This window comes from Nitrospirillum bahiense (assembly GCF_007828025.1).
GTDB lineage: Bacteria > Pseudomonadota > Alphaproteobacteria > Azospirillales > Azospirillaceae > Nitrospirillum > Nitrospirillum amazonense.
Window position 1 is genome coordinate 15,500 of record NZ_VITO01000013.1, and the last position, 18,037, is coordinate 33,536.

An 18,037-nucleotide genomic window follows, 5' to 3' on the forward strand; every position below is an offset into this window, starting at 1 on the left:
GTCCTTTTTACCGGCGCGGGCCGCTGCCCCGAAAGGTCAGGTGCTTGGCCGGCTGGGTTTTACCAATGGACATACTGTAGGCACGGGCAACGGTCCGGCGCAATCAGCGGAAGGCCAGGATAGGGGGAAGAGGGGCGCTTATTCGCCGCCCAGCACGACCTCGCCGCTGCCCGACTTGCCGATGCGCGGCGTGCCGGTGTGCTTGGCCACCGTGATGGTGCCGCTGCCGCCCATGAACAGGTTGGGATCCTTGGCGGTGCCGTCGAAGGTGAAGTCGCCCTGCCCCAGGACGGCCACCTTCAGGGCGCTGGCGTTGCCGTCGTTGATGTGCACGTCGCCCTTGCCATTGATGACGGCCTCGATGACGCCATCCACCCGGTCGGCGGAGATGTCGCCGTTGCCGTAGACGGCCAGGCGCAGCGCCTTGTCGATGGTGCCCATAGACAGGTCGGCCTGGCCCATGACGCGCACTTCGGCCTCCGACGCGCGGCCCACATGCAGGTCGCCATGGCCGGCGATGACGAACTTCAGCGACTCCGCCACCTCGTCCACGCTGATCTCGGCGCTCTCCACGATGTTCGCCTGCAGCGACTTGACCTTTTTCAGCGATACCTGGGCCTTGCGCAGGTCCAGCACCACGTCGCCGTCCAGTTCGCCATCCACGGTCAACTCGCCGGACAGGCCGGCGGCCACCAGCTTGGTCTTGGCGGGCACGGTAATGGTCAGCTCGGTCGATCGTCCGCTGCCCGACACCTGCAGGGCGCCGTCCTCCGCCGCCGCGCGCACGGCCCCGCCGCTGGCGGAAATGCCGATGGTGGTGGCGCTGCTGGACGGGCGGATAATGGTGTTGCCGGACAGGTTGGACAGGTTCACCACCTGCTGCGCCGGGAATTCCTGGGTGCTGTCGCTCAGGGCCCGGGCATCGCGGGCGGCGGCCCGTGCGGCCATCGCCGCGGCCTTGGCCTCCTGCTTGATGGACTCGACGTCCAGGCCCTTCATCGCCTCTTCCACGTCGCGGCGGATCTGGTCGGCGTCGGCCCGGCTGATGGGGGCGGCGGGCGACGCGGGGGACGCAGGCGATATCGGGGGGATGGGCGGAATCGGCGGTATGGGCGGAATGACGCCATCCATCCTCACCACCTTGACCGAATGCGAAGAGCCGTGGCCATGGCTGCCCAGCAGCATGAAGCCCAGCGAGCCGACAGCGACCAGGGCGGCGATGACGCCGCCGGCGGGTATGCCGGGCGTGAGGCGGGGACGGGGGGAGGCGACACTGGTTTCCATGGGGCGCACCCTGCGCGACATCGTAGAATTCCCCCGACTATTGGCCACTTGGTCCCGCCTGTCCGCAGCGTTTGCCTAACCGTTACACTTTTAACCCGCCTGTTACACGACCGCCAGGGGCGGCGACGCGTCCAAGCGGTTTACCTCCGGGGCAGGTGCGCGCTCCGCGCCTTACCAACCCAGCCGGTTCATGACGGCGTTGACGCGCAGGCCAGCCTGGGCCGCGATCGCCGCCAGCCGGTCCAAATCGGGCAGGTCGGTCAGCGGATCGGCCACGCCCAGTTCTTCGCGGTGGATGCCGCCGGCGATCAGCAGGCCATCGACGCCGGCGGCGTTGGCGCCGGCCATGTCGGTGCGCAGGCTGTCACCCACCGCCAGGATGCGATCCGGCGCCATGCCGCCCAGCAAGTCGAAGCAGCGGGCGTAGACGCTGGGGTAAGGCTTGCCGTGCTGGCGCACATCTCCACCCAGCTCTTCATACCGCCGCGCCAGCTCACCCGCGCAGATCACCAGCTGCGGTCCGACATGCACCACCAAGTCCGGGTTGGCGCAGACCATGGGCAGCTTCAGCACGGCGCAGGCGGCCAGGATGGGCTCGTAATCCGCCAGCGATTCGCTGAAATCGACGATGCCGGTGTTCAGGACGAAGTCGGCCTCCTCCGGCCGGTCGACCTTCAGCCGGTCCCCGAGATCCAGGTAAACGCCGGCGTCGCGGTCGGGGCCGATGTGCAGCAGCTTCGGCCCCAGGGCCCGGTGCCAGGCATCCGGCGGATCGCGCAGGGCGTCGTGCGTCGCCTCGCCCGAGGTCAGCAGCGCGTCGTAATGGTCGGGCGTCAGCCCCATCTCGGTCAGCCGAGCGGCGGCGGCATCCACGCGGCGGGGGGCGTTGGACAGCAGACAGACGCGCTTGCCTTGGGCGCGCAGCGTCTTCAGGCATTCGGGCACGCCGGGATAGGGGGCGATGCCGTCATGCACGACCCCCCACAAATCCAGGATGAATCCGTCGTAGCGGTCCGCCAGCTGTGACAGGCCGGTAAATAAGGGAATGGCAGGGCTCATGAGGGGAACAGTCTACTCTCAGGAAGGCAGGCGGCGGGCCATGCGCGGTTCGCCGAACAGGTAGCCCTGGCCGAAGTCGATGAACAGATCCAAAAGGTCCAGCAGCTGCTGGTCGGTTTCGATCTTTTCCACGATCAGGTCGATGTTGTTGCGGTCCAGCTGGCGCTTCAGCAGCGTCACCTTGTCCGGGTTGGCGAAGCGGCCGTCGGGGTCCAGCAGGCGGGCGGCGTCCAGCTTCACGAAGCGGATCTCGTGCGCCGCCAGCTGGTCCCAATCGACGTCGAAGCGGTCGACCTGGTCCATGGAGAAGCGGAAGCCCAGGCTGCGCAGCCCGTCCAGGAAGCCGGTGGCGAAGATGTCGCCCTGCATCAGGTCGGCTTGGCTGAGCTCGAAGATGATCTTCTGCACCAGGTTGGGATGCTGGCCCATGAACTGGACGAATTCCCGCATGAAGGTGCCGTCGTTCAGCGTGGCGGCGGAGATGTTGCAGAAGAAGCCCACGTTCTGGTGCCGCTTCTCCGTCTCACGCAGCAGCTGGACGCAGCGGAACAGCAGCAGGTTGTCGATGGGCGCCATCAGGTTGTGGCGGGCCGCCACGCCCAGATAGCGGTCGGGCGTGAGATAGCTGCCGTCCTCCAGCCGAATGCGGGAGAACACTTCATAAAAGCGGTGCTTGCGTTGCGGCAGGCTGACGATGGGCTGCAGGAAGATGTCCACCCGGTCCGACCGCAGTGCCTCGCGGATGCCGTTCATCACCGGGCCGTCATCCTCCGCCGCTGGCGCCTCACCGGGCAGGGGACCATAGGCGGAGCCCAGGGCGGGTGCCGGCGGGCGGGGCGTTTGGGCCGCCGCCGGGGCCACCTGCAGCGCTGGCGCCTGCGGGGCGGGCTCGGTGGCGGACCCTGTCGGCATCTGGTCGGCCAGGGTGCGCAGCATGCGGGCGTCGCTGACCACGGCGGCGACCGCGCCGCCGGCCTCGTTGCCAGGCCGCATCAGCCGGTCCAGGGCGGCCAGCACGTCGCGCTGGCGGTCCAGCAGGCGGTCCAGCCGGTGCTCCATCCGCTCCGCCTGCTCCATGCGGGCATAAAACTCATGCAGCAGTCCGCCGAAGACGAAGACCACCAGGCCCAGCAGCAGGCCATAGGACCGGTCGACGCCCACGCCGGCCAGCGGCAGGGCCAAGGCCACGGCCACCGCCACGGCGACATAGCAGGCGGCGAAGATGATGTGACGCAGCACGTGCATGTTCAGGCCCCCCGTTCCGCCTGTCGGTACTCACTCCGGGGCCCGCGCTTGCGGACCTGGCATTTGCTGGAACCTTGTACGTTACTTGTGATCCGCCCCTACCGCCTGGGCCACGCTGGTGAAACCGTCGCGGCGCAGCAGGTCGGCCAGGTCGCGCTTGATGGCAGCGACCAGGCCGGGGCCCTGGTAGACCAGGGCGGAATAGACCTGAACCAGGCTGGCCCCGGCGCGAATCTTGGCATAGGCCTGCGCGCCCGATCCGATGCCGCCCACGCCCACCAGCGGCAGCTTGCCGCCCGTCAGGCGGTAGAAGTCGCGCAACACGGACGTCGACTTCTCGAACAGCGGCTGGCCGCTGAGGCCGCCGGCCTCCGCGCGGTGGGCCGGTGTCAAGCTGTCCGGCCGCTCCAGCGTGGTGTTGGACACGATCAGGCCGTCGATGCCGCTGGCCAGCGCCACCTCCGCCACGTCCACCTTGTCATCCTCGGTCAGGTCCGGCGCCACCTTCAGCAACAGGGGCGTGCGGTGGCTTCCCCGCGCCGCCAGGCAGGCGGCCAGCAGGTCGGTCAGGGCCTGGCGCCCCTGCAGCGAGCGCAGGCCCGGCGTGTTGGGGGAGGAGACGTTGACCACCAGGTAGTCGGCCAGGGGCGCCAGGCGGCGGATGCCGATGACGTAGTCGGATGCCGCGTCCGCCGTTTGCTTGTTCTTGCCGACGTTGGCGCCGACGATGCCGGTGCGGCCCAGGCCGCGCCGGTCCTCCAGCCGCCGGGCGAAGGTCTCCAGCCCCTCGTTGTTGAAGCCGAAGCGGTTGATGACGCCCTCGACCTCCACGGCGCGGAACAGCCGGGGCTTGGGGTTGCCGGGCTGCGGCCGGGGGGTGACGGTGCCGGCCTCCACCAGGCCGAAGCCCAGGGCCAGCATGGCGTCCGGCACCCGGGCGTTCTTGTCGAAGCCGGCGCCCAGGCCCACCGGGTTGGGGAAGGTCAGGCCGAACACGGTCTGGCTCAGCGCCGGGTCATCCGGGCCGCCGGCACCGAACAGGGCGGGGGGCAGGGCGCCGACCTTCAGCAGGTTGATGGTCAGGTCGTGCGCCCGCTCCGCATCCATGGCGAACAGGATGGGACGGGCGAGGCGATAGGCCAGGCTCATCAGACCGTTCCCTCAAGGACATGCGGCGGGAACTCATGGCGGCCATCCCCGCCCAGCGGCAGCGGGTCGGCGCGCAGGACGGCGCTCACCGGAAGGCCGCCATACAGATGGGGGAACAGCTGTCCGCCGCGTGACGGCTCATACTTCAGGGCCTCGCCCAAGGGGGCCGGGTCCACCGTCAGGATCAGCAGGCCGGTCTGGCCGGCGCGGTGCTTGGCGGCGCTTTCCACCACCTGGCTGGCGGTGGAGAAATGGATGAAGCCGTCCGCCTGGTCCTGCGAGGACCCCGGATAGACGCCGGCCGCCAGGGCCGCCAGCCATTCGTCCGCGCGGCACATATGGAAAATCACATCGCTCATACTGTCGCCCCCATCTTGGCGCCGACCCTAGTGCATTTCGCTGTGCAGCAGGATGGGAAAATGTGGGAGTCGCAAATTGAGACGAATGCCGCAGGTCTCGTCGCAAAATGACAACGCGCCGGCGTTGAAATTTTGTGACCGTTACCTGGACGCAAACGGAAAGCGGCCTGTTCCTTAGGCCAGCGCCGGATCTACCCGTAGGAAATAGGCGACGGCTGCGATGGCATCAGTTTTGCGTCCCACCGCCTGCACACCTGCAATCGAGGGGAATGGAACGATGAGCCTGCTGGACGCGCCGCACCGTGATGACCACACCCTGAGCGCCGGTTTCCTGACGGTGGGCGGCGGCCGCGCCGCGCTGGCGGGCCCGGTGGTGACCCACACCCCCGTGCCGCTGAAGCCCACAACCGAGATGCTGGCGGCCGGCGCCCGCGCTGGCGGCGTCAGCGTCGCCACCGCCTGGGCCATCTACACGTCCATGCTGAAGTCGGCCTGAAGCCGACAAGGCACGCTGAAGTCGGCCTGTCGCCGACAGGGCATGCTGAAGTCGGCTTAAAGCCGTCGGGGCATGCTCGAATCAGTCTCGGGCTGGCGGACGTCAGTCCAGGTCGAATCCCTGCAGATGGAAGGGCTCGTCCCCCCACGGATCGTCAGGCGGTGACGACAGCCTTGACGGCGGGGGTTTCGTCAGGGGCGGCAGGGTGAGGTCCGGCTCCTGGCCCGGCGCATGCAGGAAGTCGCGCGTGATGCGCACCGCCTCGGCCAGGCCCACGCGCTGCGGCTCCACCCCCCCGGGGAAGGCGCCCTTCAGCCGGCTGGGCATCATGGGATCCAGCAGCACGAACACGCCTGTATCGTCGGCCCGGCGCACCAGACGGCCGAAGGCCTGGCGCAGGCGCAGCCGGGTGATCATGTCGTCGTAATGCCGCCGCCGGGCGGTGCGGTCGAAATAATCACGCCGCGCCTTGTGCAGGATGTCCGGCCGCGGCCAGGGCACGCGGTCGAAGACGATCAGGCGCAGGGACCGGCCGGGCACGTCCACGCCGTCGCGCACCGCGTCGGTGCCCAGCAGGCAGGCGTTGTCCTCCCCCCGGAAGATGTCGATCAGCGTCGCCACGTCCAGCCCGTCCAGATGCTGCGACAGCAGCGGCAGGCCGGCGGCCTCCAGCGGCGCGCCGATGCGCTCGTGCACCGCGCGCAGGCGCTGCACCGCCGTGAACAGGCCGATGGCGCCGCCGCCCGAGGCCAGGAACAGCTCGCGATAGGCGGCGGCCACCTGGGCCAAATCGTCCTTGCGCACGTCGTTGACGATCAGCACCCGCGTCTGGTTGGCGTAGTCGAAGGGCGACGGCACTTGGGCGCGCAGGGCGGGACGGGGCAGGTGGATGGCGCCGGTGCGGGCGTGGGCCGCCTGCCAGTCCGCCTCCACATCACCGGTGCCGTCCGTCAGGGTGGCGGAGGTCATGACCAGGCCGTGCGCCTGCGCCCCCAGGATCTGGGCCAGCGGCCAGGTGGGGTCCACCCAGTGGCGGTACATGCCCACGTCCAGGTCGCGACCGTCCTGGCGCTCCACCCCGAACCAGTCGACGTAGCGGCTGGGCGTCTCCTCGGCCAGGGCCGCCAGCATCTGGCGCCAGCCGCCGATCTCGTTGGCGGAGCGGCGCTTCAGGCTGCGGGCGATGGCGTCAATGCGCCGGCGGGTGTCGCTCTCCAGCTCGTCCGACTCGTCGTCCAGCCGTTCGCGCAGCCGGTCGGCCAGGGCCTCCAGCGGGGCGGACAGTTCGCCCAGGGCGGCGGACAACGCCTGCGCCGCCTCCAGCACCCCATCCACCAGGGGCTGTACCTCCACCTCCAGGCTGTACGGATTGTCCGGCCCGTGGGCGCGGGCATAGACCTGGGCGCGCACCTGGGCCAGGAAGGCCTCCGTCGGGCCCACCGGCTCGCCGCCGCCCACGCGCTGCGGCCAGGCCTCGCCCGGCAGGGTGCGGGCGGCGCGCGCGATCTCGTCCAGCAGGCGGTTGGCGTGGTCGTCGCCGCCGATCAGGTCCTCCACCCGGCGGCGCAGGCCGCGCGCCCGGCTGCGCCCACCACTTTCCGCCCCCAGCAGCCAGCGGCGCAGCTCCGCCGTCTCGAAGCCCGTCAGGTGGCCGGCGAAGGCGTTGTCGGCGGCGTCGAAGACGTGGTGGCCCTCATCGAAGACATAGCGGGTGGGGATGTAGGCGTCGTCCCCGCCGCCCAGGGCCGCCTGGATCATGACCAGGGCGTGGTTGGCGATGACGATGTCGGCCCGCCGCGCCCGGCGCACGCTCTTCTCGATGAAGCATTTGGTGTAGTGGCTGCAGGCGCTGTAGACGCACTCCCCCCGCCGGTCGGCCAGCGCCAGGGTGCGGCCTTTGCCCAGCAGATCGACCAGCCAGCCCGGGAAATCGCCGCCCTGCATGTCGCCGTCGCGGGTGGCGGCGGCCCAGCGCGCCATCAGGCCGATGGCCACGGCGTATTGCGGGTTGGCGGTGGCGACGCCGGCCGCCTCCTCCAGGTTCAGCAGGCAGAGATAGTTTTCCCGTCCCTTGCGGATCACGACCTTGCGCGCCTTGGTGGCGGGGTCGCGGTGCAGGCGGTCCATCTCCTTGTCGATCTGGTGCTGCAACTGGCGGGTATAGGTGGAAATCCAGACGGGGCCCTTGTTCTTCTCCGCCCACACCGTGGCCGGCGCCAGATAGCCCAGGGTCTTGCCCACACCCGTGCCGGCTTCCGCCAGCACCAGGTTGGGCTCACCCTCCACGTCGCGGGGGGTGAAGGCGGTGGAGACGGCGCTGGCATAGTCCGACTGCTGTGGCCGGGGTTCGGCCTGGCTGCCGTTCATCACCAGGTCGGCCAGGCGGCGGCGGGCCTCGGCCGGCTCCACCGGCAAATGGCCGGGCGGCGGCTCCGGCGCGTCCGCCTGCCATTCCTTCATGCCGGCCCACACCTGGTAGGCGCGGATGGCGCCACCGCGCCAGCGCGACTTCTCCGGTCCCGCGGGCGCGCCCAGGGCGGCCAACACCAGGGGCGACCACAGCCAGCCGCCGCCCCCTTGGCCACCCCCTTGACCGTCCCCTTGGCCCTCGGCGCCCATGGCCCAGGCTAGGCCGACAGGGTCGGAGCGCTGGTCATCGACCGGGCTCATCAGTTCCCGCAGCAGGGCCTCGGCCGCGCGCACCAGGGTCAGGGCCTCGGCGTCCGCATCCGCCGGTCGGGGCAGGTCCAGCGCCTGCGCCAGGCCGCGCGGCGTGGGCAGGCAGAAGGTGGCGGGCCGCACGAAGGCGTACAGCTCCAGCAGGTCATAGCCCTGGATCAGCTTGTCGGTGCCCAGGCGCCGGGCGGTGGCGCGGGCATGGCACAGCAGGTGCGGCTGGCGGAGGACGCGGCGCACCGCCTCCGCCTTGTCGATGACCTCCACCTCGCCATCGGTGCTCAGCCACACCGCCTGGCGGGCACCCGGCACCAAGGCCGGCGCGTCCGGCACCAGCAGGCGCCGCGGCCCGGTGGGGGCGGACACCAGGCTGGGCGGCGGCTTCGGGGCGGCGGGCGGTTGAAACGGATCGGTCATCAGGGGCTTCGGCGTTGGGCGGGCCGGAGTATAGACGGCGATTCGCGGCATTTCATGAACAAAAGCGGTACGGCTGCGCCGGCGCCATTTCTGGGCGCGCGTGGGTGGGCTGCGCGTGGGTTGGCCTGTTGGGATATGCCCCTTTCCCGTGCAGGCGATCGTCTTACTTCACCCCGTGGGTCGTGCATCGGCCCGGATTGAACGCAGGGGAAGGGACGGTGCCTGACAGTTTCATCAGCGGCGGCGGCGCGGCCGGCCTGTCCATGGCCGACTGGATGGATGCCGAGATTCCCGAGGGCCGCCTGCTGATCGGCCCCACGCGCGCCATTCCCGCCGGCATGCGGCGCTATGCCCTGGGCGGGCCGACCTGCAGCCCCATTTGGCGGGACGCCCGCGTCATCAAATACCTGCATGGCCTGGATTCGATCGGCCGCCTGCGCCTGCGCCGGGTGGTGCAGGGCGTGGACTTCCGCGTCAGCGACACGCAACTCATCGACCAGGCGATGCGCGACCTGGCCATGGGCAGCCTCAGCGCCTTCCTCATCCCCCGCGCCGTCGCCCCGCTCTCGCCCCCACCCGTGGACCCGCCCCGGCACGACCAGGGGGACGAGGATCCGCCCGGCCAGCCCGCGCAATGGTCGGTGACCGACCGCGTCGTCGCCACGCTGCGCCGCTGCGTGCCCCTGTTGCCGCGTGAGATGCAGCAGGCGGCCAAAAGCCTGTTCACGCGCGAGACGCTGTACTGGCTGGCCGGCTTCCTGGTGGTATGGGCCGGCGGTCACTTGGCGGGATATGGCGAGGCCATCGACGTGATCCTGCTGGGCGTGGGCTATGCCATGGTGGGCTGGTCGGTGTTCCAGGGCCTGAACGACCTGGGCCACGGCATCGCCCTGGCCACCACCGCCAAGACCCAGCACGATTTGGACGAGGCCGCCAAACGCACCGCCGCCGGCCTCACCATCCTGACCATCAACGCAATCATCGCCCTGGTCGCCAAGGTGAAGCCGGCGTCGGGCGGCAAGCGCCCGGTGGTCGAGGAACCGCCCCCGCCGCCGGCGGATCCGCCGTTGCCGCCGAAGAAGGTCGTGCCACCTCCGCCGCGCAAGGTGATCCTCAGCGGGCATGGCGGCTATGAGAGCGGGTCGGTCGCCATACCGGAGGGAACGTCCGTGACGGTTTATTCCGAACACGGAGCCACCATCAGTGACCCGCTTGGCAATATGATTGAGACGGGGCAGGACGTATCACATGTTTACAGTAAGACGTTTGGTCCGGGTGAGGTGATGCCCGACTACACGCTTTATCCGCCAGACGGTCTCAAGATAATGGGGGGCCAGACGGTTACCTCGCCTACGAGACTTTCCGAGCTTTTGCAGCCCAATATGGGGGACGTTCATTGGGCCGCTTGCACCTACGAAGCCTGCTCGCCAGCAGCAAACATCATGTACGGCACAGACGGCATCTACAAAGAGGTTATCGGTCCCTCTGGGAAACCGTCTCTCATTACTCTCAAAGAATATGGTGCCCAATAGGAGGGACGAATGAATTTAAATGATATCGTGGCTGATAGCCGGTCTTGGGAAGATGGTGCGAGCGTCCTGGAAAATTTCTTGAGGGAAGAAATTTTTTTCAACATTACCAATGCTAATGAATTTCCGAAAGGCGGCCTCTCCGATGCGGTGCGCGATGGAAAAGCACACATGGCGACGGCGAAATTGCCGGATGGCCAGATGGCTATATTTTACACATCAAAGGAAGATCATAGGATTAAGCCTCCCTTTTGCGGAATTTCCTTAAGGGAGGCTCTTCAAATGACGCTGTTGAATGGCGGTGTCGAAGGGCTTTTGCTGCAAAGCGATGGGGACGCTTGGATCGCGGTGCAGAAGGATGTCATCCGGACCTTGGATTTGACGAAGGGTCAAGAGAGGTCGAGGCAGCAGATGAGGCCCCGTTAATAGAGACGGTACGGCTGCCAAATAATCCAAGCCGCTCAAACAAACGGCGCCGCCAGCCCCTCCTGCTCAAAGGCGCGCTGCACCGATGGCCGGGCCAGCAGCTCGGCGCACAGGCGGCCCAGGTGGGGCAGGTCGCGGGGCGGGTGGGTGAAATTGCGGCCCCAGCGCACCAGCATCAGCAGCAGGAAGTCGGCGACGGTCAGATGGTCGGCGGCGATGTAAGGGCGGGTGGCCAGTTCGCGGTCGACCAGGGCGAACATCTCACACAGGCGCCGTTCCGCCGTGGCCTTGGCGTCGGCGACGTGGGCGGGGTCGGTCACGTGCTGCTCGGGGTAATAGAAGACGCGGTATTCCGGCTGGATGGTGTTGGTCAGGTGGAACAGCCAGGTCAGGAAGCGGCCCCGGCCGGGCGTGCCGGGGGCGGGAGCCAGCTTCGAATCAGGGTGGTTGTCGGCCAGGTGCAGCAGGATGGCGGCGGTCTCGAACACCGTCTCCTCGTTGCCGTCGGGCTGCTGGGCCAACAGGGTGGGGATGCGGCCGGTGGGGTTGCGGGCCAGGTAGGGGGCCGACTTATGCTCAGCGTTGGCGCGGTCCAGCAGCGCCAGTTCGTAGGGGACGCCGATTTCCTCCAGCGCCATATGCGGCGCCAGGTTGGCATTTCCCGGGAAATAGAACAGCGTGTAGGCCATGGACGGATCCTCCCCCAGTGACAACAGGCCGCTGAAAGCCAGCGCGGGCCGGCGGCCTGAACGGCGCGCGATGCTACGGCGGGCCTTCCGCTGGGCGCAAGTCGTGCTGCTCACAGGGGTGGTGCTCACCCTGGGCTGGGTCTGCCTTTATGCCGTGATGGACCCGCCGGGCACGCCCCTGATGCTCATCCGCCGCCTGCAGGGTGTGTCGATGCAGGGCTGGACGCCCATGCCGCTGGACCGCATCGCGCCTGCCCTGCAGCGCGCCGTCATCGGGGCGGAGGACAGCCGCTTCTGCAGCCATCACGGGGTGGACTGGCAGGCGGTGGACGCCGCCATGGACGAGGATGAGGAAGGCCACAAGCTGCGCGGCGCCAGCACCATCAGCCAGCAGACGGCCAAGAACGCCTTCCTGTGGCCCGGCCGCACCTGGCTGCGCAAAGGGGTGGAGTTCGGCTTCACTGAGCTGATCGAGCTGATCTGGGGCAAGCGCCGCATTATGGAGATGTATCTGAACATCGTGGAATGGGGCGAGGGCCTGTATGGGGCGGAGGCGGCGTCCCGCGCCTATTTCGGCGTGCCGGCGTCGGCCCTGTCGCCCGCGCAGGCGGCGGCCTTGGCCGCCGTGCTGCCCAGCCCGCGCAAGTGGAACGCGAGGCATCCCGGCCCTTACGTCGCCCGGCGCATCGGCATCCTCGAACAGCGCGCCGCCATAGTTGCCCGCGACGGGCTGGACGGGTGCCTGAGGCGCTAGCGCCCGCCCCATGCGACGGCTTGGCGCGCGTCCCTTGTACAGAGGCGTGAGAATAACTATTAATTTCCGGGACGCCCCGGGCCGGTTCCCGGGACAGCCCCCTTTAGACGGGCTCCGGCAGCGGAGCCTGAGGCGTATTCGGATGCATCTCTCCCCCCGCCCCGCCGCTGCGGACGCGCCCGCCTCGGATCAGGACGCCCTTCCCGCCGACGCCCGCCCTTTGAGCAGGGCCGCGAGGGGCGAGGTGGGCCGGGTTATCCGCGTGGGCCTGGACGGCGCCCTGCATGACAGCCTGGACCCGGATGAGCTGGAGCGCCGGCTGCTGGAGATCGGCTTCGTCGAGGGCGCACGGGTGGAAATCCTGCATGAGGGCCTGTTCGGCCGCGATCCCATCGCCGTGAAGGTGGACGACATGCGCGTGGCCCTGCGCCGCCGCGAGGCCGAGGCCATCCTGATCACCGCCTGGCACCAGCCGGCCGCCCCGCGCGCCATCGCCGCAGATGCCATCGCCGCAGATGCCATCGCCAAAGACCGCCGCTCATGAACGCCATCACCCCCGTCCTGCAGACGGCCCCCCGCATCGCCCTGGTCGGCAACCCGAACTGCGGCAAGACCGCCCTGTTCAACGCCCTGACCGGCAGCCGGCAGAAGGTGGCCAACTACGCCGGCGTGACGGTGGAGCGCAAGGAAGGCAGCTTCACCACGCCCGAGGGCCGGCGCATCCAGGTCCTGGATCTGCCCGGCACCTATTCCTTGCGCGCCCGCAGCCCGGATGAGGAGGTGACGCGCGACGTGGTGCTGGGCCGCTTCAAGGGCGAGGCGGAGCCCGACCTGCTGGTCTGCGTGGCCGATGCCACCAACCTGCGCCTGGTGCTGCGCCTGGTGCTGGAGCTGAAGCAGGTGGGGCGGCCGCTGCTGCTGGCCCTCAACATGTTCGACATCGCCAGGCATCGCGGCATCGAGATCGACATCGCGCGCCTGTCGGCCGAACTGGGCGTGCCGGTGGTGCCCACCGTGGCGGTGCGCAAGGCCGGCACGGCCGACCTGCTGAAGCACATCGACACCGCGGCCATGGAGCTGGCGGCGGCCGCGACCGCCGGCGCCAACACTTGGCACGAGCCATCGGCGGAAGAGGTGCGCGCCACCCACCGCGAGGCCGACCGCATCATCAAGCTGGCGGTGTGTCCACCGACCAAGCCCGACACCTGGACCACCCGGCTGGATTCCGTGTTGCTGAACCCGGTGGCGGGGCTGCTGATCCTGCTGACCGTGCTGTTCTTCATGTTCCAGGCGGTGTTCACCTGGGCGCAGCCGGCCATGGACGGCATCAAAGCCGGGTTCGACGCGCTGGCCGCCTGGATCAACGGCGCCATGCCCGACGGCATCCTGCGCAGCCTGATCACCGACGGTGTCATCGCCGGCGTGGGCAGCATCGTCGTCTTCCTGCCGCAGATCGTCATCCTGTTCACCTTCATCATCCTGCTGGAAGATTTCGGCTACATGCCGCGCGCGGCCTTCCTGATGGACAAGATCATGGGCGGGGCTGGCCTGCACGGCCGCGCCTTCATTCCGTTGCTGTCCAGCTTCGCCTGCGCCATTCCCGGCATCATGGCGACCCGGGTCATCGACAACCGGCGCGACCGCCTGGCCACCATCATGGTGGCGCCGCTGATGACCTGTTCCGCCCGCATCCCGGTCTACACCCTGATCATCTCCGCCTTCGTGCCGGACCGCACGGTGGGCGGGGTGTTTGCCCTGCAGGGGCTGGTGATGTTCGGGCTCTACGCCGCCGGCATTCTAAGTGCCTTGCTGGTCGCCTTCGTCATGCGGCGCCTGGTGTGGCGCGGCACGGTGGAACCCTTCCTGATGGAACTGCCGGCCTACAAGGTGCCGGACGTGAAGAACCTGGTGATGGGGGTGTGGACCCGGGCCAAGGCTTTCCTGCAGCGGGCCGGCACCACCATCCTCAGCATCATGATCCTGATCTGGTTCCTCAGCTCCTTCCCCGGCGCACCGGCGGGCGCGACCGATCCCGCCATCGACTATTCCATCGCCGGCATGGTCGGGCATTGGCTGCAACCGCTGGTGGCGCCCATCGGCTTCAACTGGCAGATCACCGTGGCGCTGATCCCCGGCATGGCCGCGCGCGAGGTGGCGGTGGCGGCCCTGGGCACCGTCTACGCCGTGGGCGGGGGCGAGGAGAATGTGACCGCGCTGATGGACACGCTGGGCCACAGCTGGTCGCTGGCCACGGCCCTATCGCTGCTGGCTTGGTATGTCTTCGCCCCCCAGTGCGCCTCCACCCTGGGCGTGGTGCGGCGCGAGACCAATTCCCTGAAATGGCCGGCCATCATGTTCGTCTACATGCTGACCCTGGCCTACCTGGCCTCGTTCGCGACCTACCACATCGCCGCCAGCCTGGGGTGGGCTTGAGATGCTACAGCAGATCATCGTGGGTGTAATCGTGGTGGCGGCGCTGGCCTGGGTCCTGCGCCCCACGGTCCGCCGCGTCATCCGCCGCCGCCAGGTCGCCGCTGGCAAGACCCCCGGCCCCTGCGGCTCCGACAGCTGCAACTGCGGCAGCTGAGCGTCAAAAAAAGCCGCCTAGCCTCAAAGCGCCAGCCTAGGCCCCGACCGGGGCCGCCGGAGTTTTGCGGGGAGCGGCAGCGGACCGCAAAATGAGGATAGCCAAAGGCCCGGACGGGCCTGCCGGCGCCTGAGGCAAACGAATAGTACCGAAATTTATTTCGGCGCGGGCCGCGTCGCCAAACGCCACTGGGTGGCCTGGCTGTAGCGCTTGGCCAGGAAGTGGTAGGTCCGCTTCATCAGGGCCTCCAGCTCCGGGCTCTTCTCCACCGTCACGGTCAGCCAGCCATCCAGCACCTCGTCCCAGGGCAGCAGCGACTGGTGCAAATCGTCGCGCATCTCCCGGATGTAACTGATGTTCTGGTCGAACTTGCGCAGCATGGCCAGGATCTCACCCGTCTGGGCGTCCACCTGGGCGAATCGGGATTCCAGGTCGGCGATAGGCGGCAGCGACAAGGTCTGCATGCGCACGATCTCTTCCTTGACCATGCGCTCGGCCTTGTAGATGCGGTGGGCCGTCTCCAGCCCCTGGCGGACCTTGTGCAGGGCCAGGGACCGCTCGCGCAGTGCCTCGATATAGGACAGCTCCTTGGCCAGCATGTCGATGTGCAGGCCGATCTCCTCCTCCGGATCGCCGGCCAGCGACAGCCGGTTGGCGATCATGCGGAAGGCCTCGTGGACGCGGGCCTTGGTCCCGGGGTCTTCCACCACCTGTTCCAGCTGCTCGGGACTGGACACCACGGTCTCGCCGCCCGTCAGCCAGGTGACCAGCTGCACCGTCAGGCGGCCCTTGGCCACATTGTAATGCCGCTCGTCCACCCGCCAGCTGGCGGTGCCGTCGATCAGCTCGTTGGGAATGGTGTCACCGGGGCGGATTTCGCGCACATAGCGCAGGCCCTTGGCCGCCATGGTCAGCAGCTGGCCGTCGAAGGATTTGGGCTGGATGCCGAACTCGGTGCAGATCTTCTCGATGGGCACCTCGACGTCCAGCTTGCCCAGCTTCATGCACATCACCGGCTCATCGTTCGTCTTGGACAGGATGAAGCGGCAACCGTCGACCGTGAAGACCTTGTGGTCGAACAGGAAGTGTGTGCTGCGGTTGGCCGCGGGCTGGATGCCTGTGCTCATGGGCGCTGGACGGTTCCGGATGATGAACGACGGCGCCCCATCGCCGCCGGGCGTCGGGGTGCCAGGCCACACTACCACGTTTGGCGGGGGCTGCATCGGCCCTGGGTGCCGTCAAGGCCTGCAGTCCCCGCTTTGGGCCGTGACAGGAAACCTCTTTCCGTCCCGGGCGGCGCACGGTAGTTTTGCCGGCTTCGGGGTTTCCTTCCAAGGAAACGTCCCACGGTCATTCACGGTCACCGGCTGGCGCGCGGCCCCCATCGCCGCGCCGGCCGGGTGCGCTTTCAGGTCCGGATGGGTCCGGACGAATTTCGGGGTCCTATGACGCAATCGCCGGCTGTCGCCGTGGCCGACCAAGCCAACACCGCCATTCTTGTGCGGGACTTGCACAAGCGCTTCGGCGAGACGGAGGTGCTGAAGGGCGTCTCCCTGACGGCGCGGGACGGCGACGTCATCTCCCTCATCGGATCCTCCGGCTCGGGCAAGAGCACGCTGCTGCGCTGCATCAACCTGCTGGAGACCCCGGACGAGGGCCAGGTCTGGGTGAATGGCGAACTGATCCGCATGGGGCGCGACCGCCGCGGCGCGGCGGTGCCGGCTGACCGCAAACAGGTGGACCGCATCCGCCAGCGCCTCGGCATGGTGTTCCAGGGCTTCAACCTGTGGACCCACATGACGGTGCTGGAGAACGTGATCGAGGCGCCGGTGCATGTCCTGGGCGTCCCCCGGGCCGAGGCGATGGACCGGGCCAAGGCCCTGCTGGACAAGGTGGGCCTGGGCCAGCGGCAGGATTATTATCCCAGCCAGTTGTCGGGCGGGCAGCAGCAGCGCGCCGCCATCGCCCGCATGCTGGCGATGCAGCCCCGCGTCATGCTGTTCGATGAGCCGACCTCGGCGCTGGATCCCGAGCTGGTGGGCGAGGTGCTGCGCGTCATCCGCCAATTGGCGGACGAGGGCGCCACCATGCTGATCGTGACGCATGAGATGGCCTTCGCCCGCGACGTCTCCTCCCACGTCCTGTTTCTGCACCAGGGCCGGGTGGAGGAAGAGGGGACGCCCGACGAGGTGTTCGGCAACCCCCGCAGCGACCGCTGCCGGCAATTCCTGGCCCGGCCCGCTTAAGGCATACTGGACAACAAAGAGCGGCGGCCGATCGGACACCGGGTGTTGATGCGGACCGTCCCGTCATTGGTTTCGTAGGGGGTTTCATGAAGAAGCTGGTCTTGGGCCTGATCGCGGTGGCGGTGGTCGCCGGGGCTGCGTACCTGGCGACGCACCGCACGCCGTCCGGCACCGGCGCGCCCACCGTGACCGACCAGGGGGTGCCCAATCCCCTGCGTGTGGCGACGGAGGGGGCCTACCCGCCCTTCAACGTGGCGGAGCCCGACGGCACGCTGAAGGGGTTCGAGATCGACCTGGCCAAGGATTTGTGCCGGCGCCTGGGCGTGAAGTGCGAGATCGCCGCCCAGGCGTGGGACGGCATCATCCCCGGCCTGCAGGCTGGCAAGTATGACGTCATCCTGGCCGGCATGTCCGTGACGGAAGACCGCCGGCAGGCCGTGGACTTCACCGTTCCCTACGTGGTGACCCCGGCCTATTTCGTGGCCCCCAAGGACAGCCCCCTGACCAAGATCGACTTCGGCCTGCAGCGGCTGGACATCTCCAACATGGACGAGGCCTCCACCCAGGCCATGGACAAGTTGAAGGCGGCGCTGAAGGGCAAGACCGTGGGCGTGCAGGTGGCCACCATCCACGCCAACTTCCTGGACACCTACCTGGGCGATACCGTCACCATCCGCCGCTACGATACGTTGCAGAACCTGTCGCTGGACCTGGCGACCGGCCGTGTCGACGCCGGCCTGGCCGACATGACCGGCTGGCAGCCCTTCCTGGAGGGCACCGACGGCCAGAACGCCGCCACCTTCGGCCCCGGCATCACCGGCGGCCTGCTGGGCCCCGGCATCGCCGCCGCCCTGCGCAAGGGCGACGGCCGCCTGCTGGACGCCCTGAACAACGCCATTACCGCCGCCAAGGAAGACGGCACCATGAAGAAGCTGGCGGAACAGTGGTTCCACTTCGACGCGTCGGCGAAGTGATTTTTCCCTCAAGCGCCGAGTCTTGGGTTGCCTCAGGCGCCGGCGGGGCATCCGCCCCTTGGCTATCCTCGCTGCGCCCTTCGGTACTCGCTCCGGCGGCCGCGGTCGCGGCCTAGGGCCTTAGCGGGCCCGCTGGTAGCGACTTAG

17 protein-coding genes are annotated in these 18,037 nt (G+C 68.5%); 9 read left to right on the plus strand and 8 right to left on the minus strand.

What is annotated here, in order from left to right; genetic code table 11:
- Positions 1–138: 138 nt before the first annotated feature.
- From FBZ88_RS18585 to FBZ88_RS18605, 5 genes are all read right to left on the minus strand, one after another.
- Positions 139–1,284 carry a DUF2807 domain-containing protein gene (locus tag FBZ88_RS18585; protein ID WP_145618685.1) on the minus strand — a complete coding sequence of 382 codons (1,146 nt, stop codon included), beginning with the start codon at positions 1,282–1,284 and terminating at the stop codon, positions 139–141.
- Positions 1,285–1,455: 171 nt separating this feature from the next.
- Positions 1,456–2,343, minus strand: a complete 888-nt coding sequence (locus tag FBZ88_RS18590) for a TIGR01459 family HAD-type hydrolase (RefSeq protein ID WP_145618686.1) — start codon at positions 2,341–2,343, stop codon at positions 1,456–1,458.
- An 18-nt stretch (positions 2,344–2,361) separates the two neighbouring features.
- The gene (locus FBZ88_RS18595; protein ID WP_145618687.1) at positions 2,362–3,588 is read right to left on the minus strand and encodes an EAL domain-containing protein; all 1,227 of its coding nucleotides are present in this window, start codon (positions 3,586–3,588) and stop codon (positions 2,362–2,364) included.
- An 81-nt stretch (positions 3,589–3,669) separates the two neighbouring features.
- The gene (locus FBZ88_RS18600) at positions 3,670–4,737 is read right to left on the minus strand and encodes a quinone-dependent dihydroorotate dehydrogenase (RefSeq protein ID WP_145618688.1); all 1,068 of its coding nucleotides are present in this window, start codon (positions 4,735–4,737) and stop codon (positions 3,670–3,672) included.
- Positions 4,737–5,096, minus strand: a complete 360-nt coding sequence (locus FBZ88_RS18605) for a DUF952 domain-containing protein (protein ID WP_145618689.1) — start codon at positions 5,094–5,096, stop codon at positions 4,737–4,739. The genes FBZ88_RS18600 and FBZ88_RS18605 overlap by 1 nt, the downstream gene beginning before the upstream one ends.
- A gap of 277 nt (positions 5,097–5,373) precedes the next feature.
- Here FBZ88_RS18605 and FBZ88_RS18610 point away from each other — a divergent pair, with 277 nt between their 5' ends.
- The gene (locus FBZ88_RS18610; protein WP_145618690.1) at positions 5,374–5,592 is read left to right on the plus strand and encodes a hypothetical protein; all 219 of its coding nucleotides are present in this window, start codon (positions 5,374–5,376) and stop codon (positions 5,590–5,592) included.
- Positions 5,593–5,694: 102 nt separating this feature from the next.
- Here FBZ88_RS18610 and FBZ88_RS18615 read toward each other — a convergent pair whose 3' ends face one another.
- Positions 5,695–8,685 (minus strand): ATP-dependent DNA helicase, encoded by a 2,991-nt coding sequence (locus FBZ88_RS18615; protein WP_145618691.1) that lies wholly within the window; start codon positions 8,683–8,685, stop codon positions 5,695–5,697.
- Between the two features lie 218 nt (positions 8,686–8,903).
- Here FBZ88_RS18615 and FBZ88_RS18620 point away from each other — a divergent pair, with 218 nt between their 5' ends.
- Both FBZ88_RS18620 and FBZ88_RS18625 read left to right on the plus strand, forming a co-directional pair.
- Positions 8,904–10,217 carry a putative adhesin gene (locus tag FBZ88_RS18620; protein ID WP_145618692.1) on the plus strand — a complete coding sequence of 438 codons (1,314 nt, stop codon included), beginning with the start codon at positions 8,904–8,906 and terminating at the stop codon, positions 10,215–10,217.
- Between the two features lie 9 nt (positions 10,218–10,226).
- Positions 10,227–10,640, plus strand: coding sequence for a hypothetical protein (locus FBZ88_RS18625; RefSeq protein WP_145618693.1), 414 nt, complete (start codon positions 10,227–10,229; stop codon positions 10,638–10,640).
- Positions 10,641–10,675: 35 nt separating this feature from the next.
- Here the strand turns inward: FBZ88_RS18625 and FBZ88_RS18630 are convergent, their stop codons facing one another.
- A complete protein-coding gene (locus FBZ88_RS18630) occupies positions 10,676–11,329 on the minus strand; it encodes a glutathione S-transferase family protein (protein WP_145618694.1) in 654 nt (217 codons plus the stop codon).
- A 103-nt stretch (positions 11,330–11,432) separates the two neighbouring features.
- On the opposite strand from FBZ88_RS18630, the gene mtgA reads away from it, so the two are divergent.
- The 4 genes from mtgA to FBZ88_RS30335 all read left to right on the plus strand — a co-directional run bounded on the left by mtgA (position 11,433) and on the right by FBZ88_RS30335 (position 14,670).
- Positions 11,433–12,083, plus strand: a complete 651-nt coding sequence (gene mtgA, locus FBZ88_RS18635; RefSeq protein ID WP_246138739.1) for a monofunctional biosynthetic peptidoglycan transglycosylase — start codon at positions 11,433–11,435, stop codon at positions 12,081–12,083.
- A gap of 142 nt (positions 12,084–12,225) precedes the next feature.
- Positions 12,226–12,627, plus strand: coding sequence for a FeoA family protein (locus FBZ88_RS18640; protein WP_145618696.1), 402 nt, complete (start codon positions 12,226–12,228; stop codon positions 12,625–12,627).
- Complete coding sequence (feoB, locus tag FBZ88_RS18645) at positions 12,624–14,516, plus strand: ferrous iron transport protein B (RefSeq protein WP_186464480.1); 1,893 nt, start codon at positions 12,624–12,626, stop codon at positions 14,514–14,516. The genes FBZ88_RS18640 and feoB overlap by 4 nt, the downstream gene beginning before the upstream one ends.
- Before the next feature lies 1 nt (position 14,517).
- On the plus strand, positions 14,518–14,670 hold the full coding sequence (locus tag FBZ88_RS30335; protein WP_186464481.1) for a hypothetical protein: 153 nt from the start codon (positions 14,518–14,520) through the stop codon (positions 14,668–14,670).
- A 155-nt stretch (positions 14,671–14,825) separates the two neighbouring features.
- Here the strand turns inward: FBZ88_RS30335 and FBZ88_RS18650 are convergent, their stop codons facing one another.
- Positions 14,826–15,797, minus strand: a complete 972-nt coding sequence (locus FBZ88_RS18650; RefSeq protein ID WP_186454737.1) for a hypothetical protein — start codon at positions 15,795–15,797, stop codon at positions 14,826–14,828.
- A 318-nt stretch (positions 15,798–16,115) separates the two neighbouring features.
- Here FBZ88_RS18650 and FBZ88_RS18655 point away from each other — a divergent pair, with 318 nt between their 5' ends.
- Together FBZ88_RS18655 and FBZ88_RS18660 are read left to right on the plus strand one after the other, a co-directional pair.
- Positions 16,116–16,916, plus strand: coding sequence for an ABC transporter ATP-binding protein (locus FBZ88_RS18655; RefSeq protein ID WP_145610672.1), 801 nt, complete (start codon positions 16,116–16,118; stop codon positions 16,914–16,916).
- A gap of 86 nt (positions 16,917–17,002) precedes the next feature.
- On the plus strand, positions 17,003–17,890 hold the full coding sequence (locus tag FBZ88_RS18660) for a transporter substrate-binding domain-containing protein (protein ID WP_145618697.1): 888 nt from the start codon (positions 17,003–17,005) through the stop codon (positions 17,888–17,890).
- Positions 17,891–18,037: the final 147 nt, after the last annotated feature.